Consider the following 16885-nt stretch of genomic DNA (forward strand, 5'->3'; position numbering starts at 1 on the left):
CCGGTTGCGTACTGGGATGGGGTCGTCACCCCGCGTTCACCCGGAACCGTGGGGAACGTTGGGTTCCGGGAGCAGGCTCCAGGTGTGAGACGAATAGTCGCCATCGTCCTGGCGGTGTTCCTGATCGGCGGAGTGGCAGCAGCCGTCGTCGCGGGCCGCGAGAAGCAGGACAAGAGCACGGCAACGAAGACCGTGCTGGGAGTGATCGGTTCGGAGAAGGCTGAGTTCTTCGCCGATCCGGATGTGGTGAAGGCCCTCGCTGCCAAGGGCTACACCCTGAAGACGGAGACCTCCGGGTCCTGGGCCATGGAGGGACTCGACCTCAAGGGGTACGACTTCGCCTTCCCGTCCAGCCAGGCCCCCGCCGACGAACTGGCCGCGAAGTACGACGTACGGCAGCCCCTGCCGCGTCCCTTCTACTCGCCCCTCGTCGTCGTGGCGCACCGGAGCGCCGCCGCGGTGCTGGCGGACAACGGGCTCGCGACCCTGCCGGCCAAGGGCAACGGCACGTTCAAGATGGCCGCCTACCTCAAGGCCGCCGGTGCCGACAGGACCTGGCAGCAGCTCAAGGGGGCCGAGCGGCACGGTGAGTTGAGCGGCACGCTCTTCATCTCCACCACGGATCCGACCAGTTCGAACTCCGGCGCGCTCTACCTCGCCGCCGCCTCGTACGTCGCCGACGGCGGCCGGGTCGCCGACGGCACCGCGGCGGTGAACCGCACGGCACCGCTGATGCGCAAGCTGATCAGCGTCCAGGGCGCCCAGCAGACCAGTTCGGACGCGGCGTTCAGGGACTTCATCAGCGGCGTCGGCAACCCGCTCGTCCTTGTGTACGAGTCGCAGGTCGCCTCGCTGCTCGCGCAGGGCCAGGACGTCGGCGACCTGACCGTCCTCTACCCCGACACCACCGCGAACAGCGACCACACCGTCGTCCCCCTCACGGACGAGGGCCGGGCGCTCGGCGAACTCCTCGGCACGGACAAGGAGTTGCGGAAGCTCGCGGTACGGCACGGGTTCCGTCCGCAGGGCACGAGCGCCGAGTTCACGGCGGCCACCGCCGCCCACACCACGTACCTCAACCAGAAGCTGACCGGTGTCCGGCAGTCGCCCGTGCCCGCCTCCAAGGTGCTGCACGAGATGGCGCGCCGGGCGCGGGGCTAGGGGGAACAGCAAGTGAGCAACAGCGAAGACACCTTTGTCCTGACACCTCCACAGGCCGTCGCGCCCGTGCCGAGGGAGAAGGCCGGCGGACTCGTACCGGTCGACGAGTCGGTCCGCACCGACATGGCGCGCAAGGCCGCCGAGTACGTCGACGGGCTCGCCGCGCTCGACGCCCGCTCCCCCGAGTTCGCGGGGAAGATCGGGGAGATCGTCGGCCTCGGCTCCGGTGAGATGCGCGGCGCCGCCGCCCAGTCGAACCGCATGCTGGAGCGCACGATCCGCAGCCTGCCCGCCAACGGCGAGGACGCCCAGTCCCGCGTCTCGTCCTCGCTCGTCGAACTACGGCGTACGGTCGAGGACCTGGACCCGCGCGACATGCCCGGCGGCAAGGCCCGCAAGCTGCTGTCCCGGCTCCCCGGCGGCAACAAGCTCCGCGACCACGTCGCCAAGTACGCCTCCGCACAGGGCACATTGAACAAGATCGTCGGCTCGCTCCGCGGCGGCCAGGACGAACTGCGCCGCGACAACGCCGCGTTGCAGACCGAACGCGTCCGCCTCTGGGACTCGATGGGCAAGCTCCAGGAGTACGTCGTCCTGACGGAGGCCCTGGACGCGGCGGTCGAGAGCCACATCACCGGCGTGGAGGCCCAGGATCCCGCGCAGGCCGACACCCTGCGCGCCGACGTCCTCTTCCCCGTCCGGCAGAAGCACCAGGACCTGCTCACCCAGCTCGCGGTGTGCGCCCAGGGCTATCTGGCGATGGACGTGGTCCGGCGCAACAACGACGAGCTGATCAAGGGCGTCGACCGCGCGGCCACCACGACCGTCTCCGCGCTGCGCATCTCCGTGATGCTCGCCTCCGCCCTCGACAACCAGCGCAAGGTCGTCGAGCAGGTCAACGCCCTGCGCGGCACGACGGAGGACCTCATCCGCGGCAACGCGGAGATGCTCGCCACCCAGTCCGGCGAGATCCAGCGCATCGCCGCCGACCCGGCCGTCGGCGCGGAGACCCTCCGCGCGGCCTTCCAGCAGATCTACCGGACCCTCGACACCATCGACACGTACAAGGCCCAGGCCACGGAGTCCATGGCGGCGACGGTCGAGTCCCTGACGACGGAACTACAGCACGCGAGCGCGTACTTGGACCGCAGCCGCTCGCGGGGAGCGTTGGAGGGCGGGCTCGCATGAGACGAGATGACCTCGAAGCTCGCCGGTGGTCTGTGCCCACCCACCGGGCCGCAGCTGCCATCGCACTGATATTGGTGACGGCAGGATGCACATCCGTCACCAAGGAAGAGCCCGACCCTTCCAACAAGGCCGAACCCGGCACCCTCCGCATCCTCGCCTCCAGCGAACTCTCGGACATGAAGAGCGTGCTGGACCAGATCCAGCAGGACACCGGAATCAAGGTCCGCCCCACCTACATGGGCACCCTCGACGCGGTGAACCTCCTGGGGAAGGGCAGGGCCAAGGGCACGTACGACGCGATCTGGCTCTCCTCCAACGACTACCTGCGCCTCAACCCCACCGCGGCGAAGCAGATCGTGTCGGAGACCCCGGTCATGTCCAGCCCGGTGGCCATCGGCGTGAAGACCGCCACCGTGCAGAAGCTGAACTGGAAGCCGGAGAACGTCACCTGGGCGGACATCGAGGAGGCGGTGGCGGACGGCAACCTCACCTACGGCATGACCGACCCGTCGCGCTCCAACTCCGGCTTCTCCACCCTCGTCTCGGTGGCCTCGGGCCTCTCCGACGCCCAGTCCGCGCTGACGGACAAGGACGTCAAGCAGGCGACGCCCAGGCTGGCGGAGTTCTTCAAGGGACAGAAGCTGACGTCCGGTTCGTCGGGCTGGCTGGCGGAGGCGTACGACCGGCGCGGTGACGTCGACGCGCTGCTCAACTACGAGTCGGTGCTGAAGGCGCGCAAGGATCTCACGGTGATCCGGCCGCGCGACGGCGTGGTCACCGCCGACTACCCGCTCTCCTCGCTCGCGTCCACGGACCAGAAGGTCCGTGACGACGTCCGCCGCCTCACCGAGGCGCTGCGCGCGCCGGCGACCCAGCGGCTGATCACCGACCGCACGTTGCGCCGCCCGGTGGTCGCCTCGGTCCCACCCGCGACGGGCCTGGACACCACCCGCCGGCGCGAACTCCCCTTCCCGGGCAGCCGTTCCGTCGCCGACGGACTCCTGGACGCGTACGAGAACAAACTGCGCAGGCCCTCGCGGACCGTGTACGTCCTCGACACCTCGGGCTCGATGCGGGAGGACGGTCGGCTCGACCGGCTGAAGAAGGCGCTCACCGATCTGACGAGCGACTTCCGCGACCGGGAGGAGGTGACGCTGATGCCGTTCGGCTCGGCGGTCAAGAGCGTACGGACGCATGTGGTGCGGCCCGAGAACCCGCGGTCGGGGCTCGACGGGATCCGCCGCGACACCAAGGCGCTCACCGCCGACGGGGACACCGCGATCTACACCTCGCTGGAGAAGGCGTACGAGCATCTGGGCGCCGACGACGACACGTTCACGTCGATCGTGCTGATGACGGACGGCGAGAACACGGCGGGGGCGAGCCCTGCGCAGTTCGACGGCTTCTACGGCGGTCTGTCGCAGACCGAACGGGAGATCCCCGTCTTCCCGATCCTCTTCGGCGACTCCGACCGGGGCGAGCTGGAGCACATCGCCGAACTGACCGGCGGCCGGCTCTTCGACGCCCAGAAGGGTTCGCTCGACGGCGCCTTCGAGGAGATCCGTGGCTACCAATAGGAGCAGCGGGCTCCTCGGCTATCTGGAGTCCCGCAAGAACCTCACCGGCAGTGCGTGCGGGATCGTCGGTCTGGTGCTGACGTTCGTGGGGGTGGCGGGGCCGTACTGGCCGGTCGTGGTCGTGGGCCTGTACGGCGCGGGGGCGCTGGTCGCGCCCCCGGAACGGCCCCCGGTGCCGGACTTCCCGGACCCGTCCGCCCAACTGGAGGAGCTGCGGGAGGACTTCGGCAAGCTGCGCGCGTATCTGGCCGACATCGAGTTGCCGCCCGCCGCGGCGGGCCGCCTCACCGAGCTGACGGACCTCCTGGCCGCGCTCCTGGACCCCGGCTGGGTCGCCGAGATCCTGGCGCAGGATCCGGAGGGGGTGCATGCGGTGTCGCGGGCCGTGCGGCAGGACGTGCCGGAGGCTGTCGACACGTTCGTGCGGACTCGGTGGTGGACTCGGCTGACGCCGGGTACGGAACCGCCGGAACGCCACCTTGAGCGTCAACTCGCCGTCCTCCACAACGAGGCGCAGACCCTGGCCACCAGCCTCCACGAGGTGGAGGCCCGCCGCCAGGAATCCCACACCCGCTACCTGGAGGACCGCTCGTAGGGTCCCTTTTTTCGCCCCCGCCGCCCCTACCCATTCCCGTCACTTACTCGGGGGCTACGCCCCCGAACCCCCAAAAGACCAAAAGACTGCGCAGTTCCCCGCGCCCCTAACTACCTAGGTAGTTAGGGGCGCGGGGAACTGCGCGACAAGCCCCCACCGGGCCCGCACCCAAAATCGCACCCGCCGGGGTCTGGGGCAGAGCCCCAGAAAGGGACGGGAATGGGTAGGGGCGGCGGGGGCGAGGAAGCCACCACGGCGCCCAAGCAGGCGTCAGCCCAGGCGCTTGACCAGGGCCCGGTACTCGTCCCACAGCTCCGTCGGCGTGTGATCACCGAAGGTGTTGAGGTGTTCCGGAACCAGTGCCGCCTCCTCACGCCAGACCTCCTTGTCGACCGTGAGGAGGAAGTCGAGGTCGGAGTCGGAGAGTTCGAGACCGTCCGTGTCGAGGGCCTCCTTCGTCGGCAGGATGCCGATGGGCGTCTCGACGCCCTCCGCCTTGCCGTCGAGGCGGTCCACGATCCACTTCAGGACGCGGCTGTTCTCACCGAAGCCGGGCCAGACGAACTTGCCCTCGTCGTTCTTGCGGAACCAGTTGACGTAGTAGATCTTCGGGAGCTTGGAGGCGTCCTTGTCCTTGGCGACGTCCACCCAGTGGCCCATGTAGTCGCCCATGTTGTAGCCGCAGAAGGGGAGCATCGCGAACGGGTCGCGGCGCAGCTCACCGACCTTGCCCTCGGCCGCCGCCGTCTTCTCCGACGCCACGTTCGCGCCGAGGAACACGCCGTGGTTCCAGTCGAAGGACTCGGTCACCAGCGGGACCGCCGTGGCACGACGGCCGCCGAAGAGGATCGCCGAGATCGGTACGCCCTTGGGGTCCTCCCATTCGGGCGCGATGATCGGGCACTGCGCGGCCGGCACGGTGAAGCGGGCGTTGGGGTGAGCCGCCGGGGTCCCCGACTCCGGCGTCCAGTCGTTGCCCTTCCAGTCCGTCAGGTGGGCCGGAGTCTCCTCCGTCATGCCCTCCCACCAGATGTCGTTGTCGTCGGTCAGCGCGACGTTCGTGAAGACGGAGTTGCCCCACAGCGTCTTCATCGCGTTGGCGTTGGTGTGCTCACCGGTGCCGGGGGCTACCCCGAAGAAGCCCGCCTCGGGATTGATCGCGTACAGCCGGCCGTCCTCGCCGAACCGCATCCACGCGATGTCGTCGCCGATCGTCTCGACGGTCCAGCCGCCGACCGTCGGCTCCAGCATCGCGAGGTTGGTCTTGCCGCAGGCCGACGGGAAGGCCGCCGCCACGTACTTCGACTCGCCCTGCGGGGGCGTCAGTTTGAGGATCAGCATGTGCTCGGCGAGCCAGCCCTCGTCACGCGCCATCACGGACGCGATGCGCAGGGCGTAGCACTTCTTGCCGAGCAGCGCGTTGCCGCCGTACCCGGAGCCGTACGACCAGATCTCGCGGGTCTCCGGGAAGTGCGAGATGTACTTCGTGGAGTTGCACGGCCACGGCACATCCGCCTCGCCCGCCTCCAGCGGCGCCCCGAGCGTGTGCACAGCACGCACGAAGAAGCCGTCGGAGCCGAGCTCGTCCAGCACCGGCTGCCCCATGCGGGTCATGGTGCGCATGGACACGGCGACGTACGCCGAGTCGGTGATCTCGACGCCGATCGCGGAGAGGTCGGAGCCGAGCGGGCCCATGCAGAACGGGACGACGTACATCGTCCGGCCCTTCATCGAGCCGCGGAAGACACCGCCCTGCCCGTCGGTGCCCTGGAAGATCTCCCGCATCTCGCCGGGGGCCTTCCAGTGGTTCGTCGGGCCCGCGTCCTGCTCCTTCTCGGAGCAGATGAACGTCCGGTCCTCGACCCGCGCGACATCGGTCGGGTCCGAGGCGGCGTAGTAGGAGTTGGGGCGCTTGATCGGGTCGAGCTTCTTGAAGGTGCCCTTGCGGACGAGCTCCTCGCTCAGTCGCTCGTATTCGGCCTCTGAGCCGTCACACCAGACCACGCTGTCCGGCTGCGTCAGTTCGGTGATCTCGTTGACCCACGAGATCAGTTCCTGGTGATTGGTGGGAACGGTTGAGGGAGCCGCGATGTCGCGCGCCACGATTGCTCCTAGATGAGGGGTTTTGTTTGTTTGTGCCCCGTGGGGGCTGCGACCCGGATGCTTCACGTGGTGACGCTTAGGCGCTCATCCGGTGCCGACCGCACTCATTTGATCATCCGACGGGTCCGCGCATATGTCCAGAGGGCCTCACACGTGAGCAGCGTGAGCATCACCACTTATTGCCGGTCATTTACCCGGTCATTCACCCGGGCCCTTCCCCGCACACCAGCCGCTCACCTCGCACGCCGGCGGGACCCGGCCTCGTACACCAGTGAGACCATGGCCACTTGGCGCCCTTCATACGCCCGGACTGATGTGTAACTTACGGTTCCGTAGGTACGATGCCCCTCATGACTGCGTCCGTCCCCGACGCGCCCTCGGACACGCCGGTCGTAGACCGCGTCGCCGAAGCGCTCTCCCTGCCGCATCCGGTGAAGCCGAAGCTTCGCGGCTGGCTGCACGCCGGGATGTTCCCGGCCGTACTCGTCTCCGGCCTCGTCCTGACGGCACTCGCCGACTCGACCCGCGCCCGCATCGCCTGCGCGATCTTCGCGCTCACGGCATGCCTGTTGTTCGGCGTCAGCGCGATCTACCACCGGGGCACCTGGACGCCACGTATGGACGGCGTGCTGCGCAGACTCGACCACGCGAACATCTTCCTGATCATCGCGGGCTCGTACACACCGCTGACGATGCTGCTGCTGCCCGAGGCCAAGGGGCAGTGGCTGCTGTGGGGCATCTGGGGCGCGGCCGTCGCGGGCATCGCCTTCCGGGTGTTCTGGATCGGGGCCCCGCGCTGGCTCTACACCCCGTGCTACATCGCGATGGGCTGGGCGGCCGTCTTCTTCCTGCCCGACTTCATGCGGGCGGGCGGGATCGCCGTACTGATCCTCGTGATCGTCGGCGGACTGCTCTACAGCGCGGGCGGTGTGATCTACGCACTCAAGCGCCCCGACCCGTCACCGCGCTGGTTCGGCTTCCACGAGGTCTTCCACTCCCTCACACTCGCCGCGTTCGCCACGCACTACATCGGCATCTCGATGGTGGCCTACCAGCACGGATAGCCACCGCCGCGCCTCAGCCGGAAGGGCCCCACCGCATCACGCGGTGGGGCCCTTCCGCATGTCCGGCACGACACGCCCGGCACGGCGCCGCACGTCCGGCACGGTTCAGCGCGCCCACCCCGAGGCCCAAGTGTTGACAGTAACCATCTTTTGAGAGTTACTCTCATTTCATGGCTACTGTCACTCCACACCCCGAAACACACCTCGACCCACGCCGCTGGTGGGCCCTCGGCGCCCTGGTCGCGAGCATGCTCGTGCTCGGCTTCGACATGACGATCCTCAACGTGGCGCTGCCGACGATGGCCGGGGAGCTCGGCGCGAGCACCGGTGAGCAGCAGTGGATGGCGGACGCGTACGTCGTCGTCTTCGCCGCGCTGATGCTCCCGGCCGGGCTGCTCGGCGACCGGTTCGGGCGGCGCCGGATGCTGATGGTCGGACTCGGCGTCTTCCTCGCCGGTTCGCTCGTCGGCGCCCTGGCGGGCGATGTGACCTGGGTCGTCGTCGCCCGTGCGGTGATGGGCGTGGGCGGTGCGCTGGTGATGCCGCTCGCCCTGTCCGTGCTGCCCTCGCTCTTCCCGCCCACCGAGCGCACCAAGGCGGTCGGCGTCATCTCGGCCGCGTCCGCGCTCGGCATGCCGCTCGGCCCGATCATCGGCGGCTGGCTGCTCGACCACTTCTGGTGGGGCTCGGTCTTCCTGATCAACGTCCCGATGGCCGCGATCGGCATCGCCGCCTGTCTCTTCCTGCTGCCGGAGACCCGCGACCCGGCCTCGCCCAAGGTCGACGCCGTCTCCACCGCGCTCACCGCGGCCGGGCTGGGCGCGCTGATCTACGCGATCATCGAGGCGCCGAACCGCGGCTGGGGCGACCCGCTCGTGCTCGCCCTGATCGGCGGGTCCGTCTTGCTGCTGGCCGCGCTCGTGGTGCGCGAGCGCCGGTCCGTACGCCCCATGCTCGACATGTCGCTGCTCGCCCACCGCGGCTTCCTGCTCAACGCGGTCGCGGCGACGCTCGTGATGTTCGTCCTGTCCGGCCTGATGTTCGTGCTCCCGCCGTATCTGCAGGCCGTCCTCGGCAACGACGCCTTCGGTACGGGCATACGGATGCTGCCGATGATGGGCGGGCTGCTGGTCGCGGCGAGGGCGGCCCAGCCGGTCGTGGAACGGTTCGGGTCGCGTGGGGTGGTGTGCGCCGGTCTGGTGGTGCTGGCCTTCGCCGCGCTGCTCGGGAGTCGTACGACGGTCGAGTCCGGGTACGGCTTCACCGCGCTGTGGCTGTCGATCGCGGGCCTCGGCTTCGGCTTCGCCGTCGTCCCGGCGATGGACGGGGCGCTCGGCAGTCTCCCCGCCGACCGGGCCGGCAGCGGCTCCGGGCTCCTCATGACACTGCGCCAGGTCGGCGGGGCGATCGGTATCGCGCTGCTCGGCAGTCTGCTGGCCGGTGCGTTCCGGGACCGGCTCGACGTGACCGGGCTGCCCGAGGGGGCGGCGGACACGGCCCGGGAGTCCGTGGTCGCGGCCCATCTCGTCGGTGACCGCGCGGGCGCCGCCGACCTGGTGACCTCCGCGGACGCGGCGTACGTGCACGGCATGGGCCTCGTCCTGCTGGTGTGCGGGATCGCCTCGCTCGTGGCGGCGCTGCTCGCGGGGGCGTTCCTGCCGAACACCGGGTCGCGGGACGTCACGGGGTCCGTGGAGGGCAAGCCCGCCCCGGACATGGCACCGGCCCCGGCCGATGGCCGACAATGACCCCCATGACGGCCGCACGTACCTCCATCCCCGCCGACCGCCCCCAGCTGGGACTTCGTGAGCGGAAGAAGATCAAGACACGGACGGCGATCCGTGACGCGACCTACCGGCTGATCGAGGAGCAGGGGTACGACGCCACGACGATCGAGCAGATCGCCGAGCTCGCCGAGGTGTCGCCGTCCACGGTCTTCCGCTACTTCCCGACCAAGGAGGACATCGTCCTCACGGACGAGTACGACCCGCTGCTGGAGTCGGAGCTGCGGGCACGGCCGGCGGACGAGCCGCCGATGGACTCCCTGCGGCATGTGCTGAGGAAGGCCGTGACCATCGGGATGGCCGAGGACGCCGAGGTCACCCGGCTGCGGACCAGGCTGATGGCCGAGGTGCCCGCCGTGCGCTCGCGGATGATGGAGAGCATGTCGGTCACGAGCCATCTGCTCTGCCAGGTCATCGGCGAGCGAACCGGCCGGGGGCCCGACAGCTTCGAGGTGCGCGTCTTCGCGATGTCCCTCATCGGCGGTCTGATGGAGGTGTCCCTCTACTGGGCCCAGCACGACCACGAGGACGACTTCGCCGACCTGGTCGACCGCGCCCTGGACGTCCTGGAACACGGGCTCACGCCGCGAGGCGAGTAGTGGAAGACGGTTGCCCCGCGCCCCTCGAAAGGGGCGCGGGGCAACCGCGTGTCACGAACTCACTGACTCACGCAGACGCACTCAGCGCCTCGTCACGTCACCCTTTCCGCACGCCACCCCGTCCTTGTTGCGGTCCAGACGCAGTGGGTCGTCCTTGCCGTTGATCTTGAGGCGGCCGTAGTCGTTCTCCTTCAGCCAGGCGCAGCGGGCCGCCGTCGTCTTCTTGACCTCGTCGGGGAAGACCGTCGGGACACAGACGTTGGCGGAGCCGTAGTGCCGGTCGCAGCCGGCGACGGTCGGGCTGACCTTCGCCGAGGCACGCTTCTTGCCGGGCTTCTTGACCTTGCCCTCAAGGGAGTCCGCGAAGGAGTGCTCGTGCGCCGAGGGGGTGTCCTCGGCCGCCGCCGCCATGGCGGACGGGCCCTGGAGGTGGACCCACTTCGCCACCGACGGCACGCCGTTGGCGTCGACCGCGAAGAGCATGTACCAGCCGGGCGGGGCCAGGTTGGGGTTGCTCGTCACGTTCAGGTCGACGTTGTTGCCGTCGACGGAGAGCGGCAGGTCCACGAAGCGCTGGTTCGGGTCGGAGGAGTGCGTCACCGCGGCCGGGCGGATCAGCTCCGCCTTGGCGATGGGCCGGTCGACCGTGATGCGCTGCGTGTCACCGTACGTCCACTCGTTGTCGATCACCGAAGTGATCGTCGGGCGGGCGCCCTTGAGCAGATACGGCGGGGTGTAGATCGACACGTTGTGGTTCCAGGAGCCGTTGCCCGGGTTGTCGCCGGTGGCCATGACACGGCCGTCCGGGAGCAGGAACGCGGAGGAGTGGTAGCCGCGCGCCTCGGGGTCGGCGGCCACCGGGTCGAAGGTCTCCGTCGCCGGGTCGAAGATCGACGACTCGTAGACCGGGTTGGCGCGGTTGTGCAGGGCGCCGCCGGTCTCCAGGACCTTCCCGTCGGGCAGCAGCACGGCGGAGACGTACATCTTGCCCTGGTTGCCGGTCTGCGGGATCTTGCCGTTGCCGAGGTCGACGGTGCCCTGCGGGAGCGGCGGTCCGGCGACGTACGCGGGGTTGGCGGACTTCAGGTCGATGATGTCCGTCAACCGGTTCGCGTCCGGGTTCGAGTCGATGTTGCCACCGCCGATGGTGAGGACCTTCTGGTCCTGGGCCGGGGGCAGCAGCACGCTCGCCGACTGGTCGCGCTCGTCCTTGTTCTGCAGGCCGGGCACCTCGGTGGTGGTGTTGGCGTCGTAGTCGTAGATCGCCGAACCCGTGCCGGGGATGTTGTTGCCGAAGGTGTGGCTGCCCGTGTAGAAGAGGCGGCCGTCCTGCATCAGGACCATCGACGGGTACAGACCCCAGTACGACCAGGTCTGGTTGACCTGCCACAGCGGCAGCCACTTGTTCTCGGCGGCCGACCAGCGCTCGGCCGTCACGGACCCGGTCGAGTCCTCCTTCAGCCCGCCGAAGGAGATCACGTCACCGTTGCCGAGGATCGTCGCCGACGGGTACCAGTGACCGTCGTTCATGTCGTTCGTCTTGCTGTACGTCTCGGTGACCGGGTCGAAGATGTACGAGTCCTTGTAGCCCTGGTAGCCGATCGTGCCGTCGGCGGACGGGTAGCCCTTGTTGCCGCTCATCACGAGGACCCGGCCGTCCTGCAACTGCACATGCCCGGCGCAGAACATGTCCTTCGGCGTGGGGATCTGCTTGTACGTGCCGTTCACCGGGTCGTAGACCGCGCTGGTGAACGTGCCCGCGTTGAACATCTCCTCGCTGTTGCCGGAGCCCGCGATCAGCAGCACCTTGCCGTTGTTGAGGACGACGGAGTGCATGGAGCGGACCGGGTTCTGCGTGGGCAGCACGTCCCACCTGCCGTTGGCGCACTCCTCGGCCGTGCCGGTGCACACGGGGTCCGGGATCGGGTCGGCGACCTGGTCCATCGTGTAGTCGTCGGTGGTCACCGAGCCGGTGCCGTAGACGGAGACGCCCCAGGTGATGCGGTCGGTGCCCGCGGGGACCTCGGGCGTACGGACCGTCGCCTCGGCCCAGCTGCCGCTGATCGGCAGGGTCTTGAGGTCGGTCCAGTACTGCCAGCCGGCCGTCGTGTCGTGCCGGAAGAGAGTGAGCGAGGTGTCCGGGGTGGTCGACTTGTACCAGAGCCCGAGGTCGTACTGCTTGCCGACGGAGACCACCGGCGCGCACTCGGCGGACTCGGTGATCAGCGCCTTGCGGTCGCCCTCGGCGCGGCGGGTCAGCTCGACCTTCATGGCCTTGGAGCCGGAGTGGGCGTCGGCCACGGTGGAGAAGGTGAAGTCGTTGTCGCCCCAGCCGGACTTCTCCCAGCAGTACGGCATGTCGTCCGTGCCGGCGGTCTCGAAGCCGGGGTTCTTCACGAGGTTGGCGGCGGAGGCGGGCTGGGGCGCGATGAGGAGCAGCCCCGAGGTGAGGGCGCCCACGGCCAGCAGGGCGGTACGGCGGCGGGGGCGGGCGGATCTTCTGAACTTCGGAGCGGGTCTACTGAACATCAGCTGGGTCTCCTTGCTGTGCGGCTCCCTGAGTGACGGCCGGTCTCGACGGCCGTCGTGTTTCCTGCGCGCCCTCCCTTCCGCGGCAGATAGACGAGGGCCTCCGTGCCCGCGAACCGCAGGACGAAGGTGGTGACCAGAGCGAGCGCGGTGGCGCCGAGGACGGACATCCCGAACCGGCCCACGAACAGCGCGATGAGCGGGATGCGCAGCACCAGGTCGGCGTTGGCCAGCAGCGCGAACCGGCCCACGCGGTCCCACCAGCGCCGGTGCTGCCGGCGGTCCCGGAAGCAGAGGTGCTCGATGAGCAGGAAGTTCCAGGCGACGCCGAACTGGTTGGCGACGATCTCCGCGGGCAGGTAGTGCATCCCAGCGGCCGTCAGGGCCCACAGCGCGGCGAGGTTCGGCAGGAACCCGGTCGCGCCGATGAGCCCGAAGACCACCATGCGGGCGACGGGCGAGGCGGTGCGCAGTCCGGCGAGGTGCCGCAGGAAGCGGACGCCCTCCTTGGCGGTCGACTTGGACTCGCCCGCGAACCGGTCCTGGAAGACGAACGGCACCTCGGTGACCTGGCGAGGGCGGGCGCGTACGGCCATTTCGAGGAGGATCTTGTAGCCGAGCGGCTTGAGGACGTCGGCGGTGACCGCGCTGCGGCGGATCGCGAAGAAGCCGCTCATCGGGTCGCTGATGCCGCGCAGTCTCCGCGGGAACAGCGTCTTCGTCAGCCAGGTCGCGCCGCGTGAGACGGCGATGCGGTAGCCGCCCGCGAGGCCGGCGCGGCTGCCGCCCTTGATGTAGCGGGAGGCGACAACGAGTCCGGCGTGCTCGCGCTCGCCCGCGGCCACCAACTCCGGCACCAGGGCCGGCGGATGCTGGAGGTCGCCGTCCATGACGACGATCCAGTCGGAGGTCGCGGCCCGCAGTCCCTCGACGACCGCGCCGCCGAGCCCGCCGACCGGGGTGTCGCGGTGCAGCACGGTCACCGGGAACGGGCAGTCCCGCGCCGCGTCCCGGATCACCTCGGGCGTGTCGTCGGTGGAGTCGTCCACGAACACGACCTCGCAGGGCAGCCGCGAGGGCACCGACTCGGTGATCCGGTGCAGCAACTCCCTGATGTTCGCAGACTCGTTGAAGGTCGGCACGACGATGGTGACGGCACCCGGTTCGGGGACCGTGGAGGCCGCGCGAAGGGCGGGGTCGTGCAACTCCCCCGGGACGGTGGACTCGTACGTCATCGGTCGCCTCCGGTGTTCGCCGAGCCGGCGGTGTCGGCCGTGCCCGTCGTGCCGGCCGTGGAGCCGCCCTCGACCTGCCGGATCTCGATCCGGTCCGGGCCCTTGCCGAAGGTGGCGACGGGGGTCGAATGCCTCATCGCCTGCTTGACGTTGGGCAGGTCGGCCGCGTCGCGCCGCACGGTCGGGGAGGCGACGACGTAGTCGATGTCGCGCCAGCCGCGCGGCATGGTCTTGGTCACCGCGGGGTCGAGGTCGGCCTTGTAGAACCAGATGACGCCGAGTCCGGGCTCGTAGCCGGCGTGCACGAGGTCGAGCCAGAGTGCGTCGTCGACGAGGACGCGGGTGTCCTCGGGGTTGTCGACCTCGCTGGCCAGCCACTTGGAGGCCGCCCGGTAGGGGGCGTTGGCGTCGGCGGTGACGGCGGTGCGGTCGCCGTCGTACCAGCGCGGTACGACGTACGCCGCCGAGGCCGCGACGAGCAGCGCCGCGACCGCGTACCGGGCGCGGGTGACGTACTCCTTCTCGTCGGTGCTCCGCCATCTGCGCAGCACCCCGTGCGCGACGCTCGCGGCGCCTCCGGCGAGGACGAGCGCGAGGAACGGCAGGGCCTGGATGACGTACATCGCGGGCAGGTAGCCGGTCGGGCGCAGGGCCACCAGCGCGAGGATGGCGACGGTGAACGCGGGTCCGGCGAGGGCCCGTGCGGTCACCGACCAGCGCCAGGTGACCAGGAGGAGCAGCGCGCCCGCGAGGCCGCCGAGGGGCAGCACACGGTCGTAGTAGAGCCAGGACTGCAGGACCCCGTAGGAACCGGAGCCCTGGTCGAGGATGAAGCCCGAACCGGGCCTGGTCAGCTGGTATTCGAGGCCGTCCCACAGCGACACATGTCCGCCGCCGGGGAAGAGCTCGCCCTTGAGGAGGGCGAAGAGCGGGTACGACATGCCGATCAGCACGCAGGCCGTGATGGCTCCGGTGAGTGCGAACTTGCGGGTGTCGCGGTGGCTGTGGCGCCACATCGTGATCATGACCGCGGGCAGCACGAAGATCATCGTCTCTTTGGTGAGGACGGCCGCGGCGGCCGCCATGCCCGCCCCGAAGTGGTGCCACAGGTGACGGCTCGGGGAGGCGGCGAGGCAGAACGCGACCAGGGTCCACATCACCGCGATGTTGTCGAGGAAGATCTCCCGCTGGAGGACCACGGACAGCGGCGAGAGCCCGAAGAGCAGCATCGCGAGCCCGGCGGCCCAGCGGGGCAGCCACAGGCGGCGGGCCAGTACGTAGACGAGGACCGCGCTGATGGCGCTGACCAGGAGCATCACGATCCGCATCGAGCCGACCGTCATCGACTCGGGGCTGATCAGGGACGGTATCCAGGTCAGCAGGGCTATCTGTATCCAGCCGAGCGGCGGGTGGTCGTACCAGTAGGTGTAGTGGGCGAGGCCGTTGCCCTGCTGCACGGACCAGGCCTGGGCGAGGTAGGTGCCCTCGTCGTCGCTGAGCGCCGGGTAGTCGGCGATGTTCCAGCCCTGCACGGTCATGACAACCACGAGGAGTACGCCGCACAGGATCAGGTCGGCGCGCGAGGTGCGCAGGCGGGACGGGAGCGGGGTCGTTCGAGGGGTCGAACCGGTCTTGGGGACAGGTGTCCGCTGCGCGGGGACCGTTGGGGTGGTCACCGCGGGAAGGGTGGAGGTCACGCAGGAACGTCCTCTCGGGACCCGCGGGTCGCTGCGGCCGCGGCTTCGGTGGCTTCGGTGGCTGCGAGGGCGTCTACGGCCTCGACATCGGTGAGATGTGCGCCGACATGGCTGGTCAGCTCCCAGTCGTTCCGGCCCCGCTGCTCACGCCACACGGCACGGACGGCCGCTCCGGCGAGGAGCACCTGGTAGAAGGGGCCGCCGACGATGAGCTTGAGGTAGTGGACGAATCGGACGCGAAGCCCGTACTGCTTGCCGAAGTCGTGCAGTCCGACAAGCTCGAAGACGAAGGTGACCAGAGCGGTGACGGCCGGCAGGAAGGTGATGAACGCGATGCCGACCGGGACGTCGAGGAAGAGCGCGACGGCCACGTTGAGCGGGATGATCACGCCGGAGATCGCCTGGAGATACGGCGTCATCAGCGTGTAGCGGGCGAGCAGCCGCTGGCCGAAGCCGGGCAGTTGCTTCCAGTCCTTCTTCCGGTAGACCTGAAGGAAGCCCTGGTTCCAGCGGGTGCGCTGCTTGAGCAGCGACATCAGGCTGCCGGGGGTCTCCTCCTTGGTCACCATGTCGGAGTCGTACGCGACGACGACCTTCTTGCCGATGCTGGAGAGCCGCACGCCCAGGTCGCAGTCCTCGGCGAGGCAGTCGGGGTCCCAGCCGTCGGCGGCCCGCAGGACGTCCGTGCGGACGAAGACGGTGTTGCCGCCGAGGGGAATGAAACCTTTCTGCGCGTGCAGGTGGAGCCGCGAGCGGAACCAGAAGAAGTACTCCAGGCAGTTGCGCAGGCTGTACCAGCTGGAGTTGAAGTTGATGAGCTGGACGCCGCCCTGGACGACGTCGGCGTCGGTCGACCGGAAGGCGTGGTCGACATGCGCGAGGAGCTCCGGGTGGACCTGGTCCTCGGCGTCGAAGACTCCGACGACGTCACCGCGGCAGTGCGGCAACGCCGTGTTCATGGCCTTCGGTTTGTTCTTCTTCTCGTGCGTGTCGACGACGACGCGTACGCGCGGGTCGCGCGCCTCGGCCTTCCGGGCCACCTCGGTGGTGTCCGGGTCGTCGTGACCGACGATCACGATGATCTCGAAGTCGGTGTGGCTGGATTCCAGCAGTCGCTGGATGGTGTGGTCGAGCACCGCCTGCTCGTGTCTCGCCGGCAACAACAGCGAGAACGACAGGTGTTCACCACCGTCAGGACTGCTGAACCGTGTGGAGGCGAGCACTTCGGGCGTACGCCACGCGTGCATCTGCCACCACAAAGTGAAGGCAGCCATCCCGAAAAGGGCAAGCGAAACGGCAGCAATGAGCACAGACGTAAGCAACAGATCCCCCCAGATCCCCAAAACCCCCTGT

Annotated in this window: 12 protein-coding genes; 7 read left to right on the forward strand and 5 right to left on the reverse strand. The window is 69.2% G+C overall.

Annotated features, from left to right (window positions below; genetic code table 11):
* The first annotated feature begins 84 nt into the window (after positions 1-84).
* Genes JEQ17_RS17550 through JEQ17_RS17565 form a run of 4 tightly spaced genes read left to right on the forward strand, consistent with a single transcriptional unit; the run spans position 85 to position 4521 of the window.
* Positions 85-1161 carry a hypothetical protein gene (locus JEQ17_RS17550; protein WP_200396125.1) on the forward strand — a complete coding sequence of 359 codons (1077 nt, stop codon included), beginning with the start codon at positions 85-87 and terminating at the stop codon, positions 1159-1161.
* A 12-nt stretch (positions 1162-1173) separates the two neighbouring features.
* Positions 1174-2349, forward strand: a complete 1176-nt coding sequence (locus tag JEQ17_RS17555) for a toxic anion resistance protein (RefSeq protein ID WP_200396126.1) — start codon at positions 1174-1176, stop codon at positions 2347-2349.
* Positions 2346-3926, forward strand: a complete 1581-nt coding sequence (locus JEQ17_RS17560) for a substrate-binding and vWA domain-containing protein (RefSeq protein ID WP_200396127.1) — start codon at positions 2346-2348, stop codon at positions 3924-3926. Before JEQ17_RS17555 ends, JEQ17_RS17560 begins: the two co-directional genes overlap by 4 nt.
* Positions 3913-4521 carry a hypothetical protein gene (locus JEQ17_RS17565; protein ID WP_200396128.1) on the forward strand — a complete coding sequence of 203 codons (609 nt, stop codon included), beginning with the start codon at positions 3913-3915 and terminating at the stop codon, positions 4519-4521. Before JEQ17_RS17560 ends, JEQ17_RS17565 begins: the two co-directional genes overlap by 14 nt.
* A gap of 270 nt (positions 4522-4791) precedes the next feature.
* Here JEQ17_RS17565 and JEQ17_RS17570 read toward each other — a convergent pair whose 3' ends face one another.
* Entirely contained in the window at positions 4792-6624 is a 1833-nt protein-coding gene (locus tag JEQ17_RS17570) for a phosphoenolpyruvate carboxykinase (GTP) (protein ID WP_200396129.1), read from the reverse strand.
* Positions 6625-6974: 350 nt separating this feature from the next.
* Here JEQ17_RS17570 and trhA point away from each other — a divergent pair, with 350 nt between their 5' ends.
* From trhA to JEQ17_RS17585, 3 genes are all read left to right on the forward strand, one after another.
* Positions 6975-7688, forward strand: coding sequence for a PAQR family membrane homeostasis protein TrhA (trhA, locus tag JEQ17_RS17575; protein ID WP_200396130.1), 714 nt, complete (start codon positions 6975-6977; stop codon positions 7686-7688).
* Between the two features lie 170 nt (positions 7689-7858).
* The gene (locus tag JEQ17_RS17580) at positions 7859-9436 is read left to right on the forward strand and encodes a DHA2 family efflux MFS transporter permease subunit (RefSeq protein ID WP_200396131.1); all 1578 of its coding nucleotides are present in this window, start codon (positions 7859-7861) and stop codon (positions 9434-9436) included.
* 5 nt (positions 9437-9441) lie between these two features.
* Positions 9442-10071, forward strand: coding sequence for a TetR/AcrR family transcriptional regulator (locus JEQ17_RS17585; protein WP_200396132.1), 630 nt, complete (start codon positions 9442-9444; stop codon positions 10069-10071).
* An 81-nt stretch (positions 10072-10152) separates the two neighbouring features.
* Here JEQ17_RS17585 and JEQ17_RS17590 read toward each other — a convergent pair whose 3' ends face one another.
* From JEQ17_RS17590 to JEQ17_RS17605, 4 genes are read right to left on the reverse strand one after another with little or no spacing between them, the layout of a single operon-like run.
* Positions 10153-12600, reverse strand: a complete 2448-nt coding sequence (locus tag JEQ17_RS17590; protein ID WP_200396133.1) for a galactose oxidase-like domain-containing protein — start codon at positions 12598-12600, stop codon at positions 10153-10155.
* On the reverse strand, positions 12600-13835 hold the full coding sequence (locus JEQ17_RS17595) for a glycosyltransferase (RefSeq protein ID WP_200396134.1): 1236 nt from the start codon (positions 13833-13835) through the stop codon (positions 12600-12602). The genes JEQ17_RS17590 and JEQ17_RS17595 overlap by 1 nt, the downstream gene beginning before the upstream one ends.
* Positions 13832-15532 (reverse strand): ArnT family glycosyltransferase, encoded by a 1701-nt coding sequence (locus JEQ17_RS17600; RefSeq protein WP_200396135.1) that lies wholly within the window; start codon positions 15530-15532, stop codon positions 13832-13834. The genes JEQ17_RS17595 and JEQ17_RS17600 overlap by 4 nt, the downstream gene beginning before the upstream one ends.
* On the reverse strand, positions 15529-16854 hold the full coding sequence (locus JEQ17_RS17605; RefSeq protein ID WP_234048239.1) for a glycosyltransferase: 1326 nt from the start codon (positions 16852-16854) through the stop codon (positions 15529-15531). Before JEQ17_RS17605 ends, JEQ17_RS17600 begins: the two co-directional genes overlap by 4 nt.
* Positions 16855-16885: the final 31 nt, after the last annotated feature.

This window comes from Streptomyces liliifuscus, from assembly GCF_016598615.1.
Taxonomy (GTDB): domain Bacteria; phylum Actinomycetota; class Actinomycetes; order Streptomycetales; family Streptomycetaceae; genus Streptomyces; species Streptomyces liliifuscus.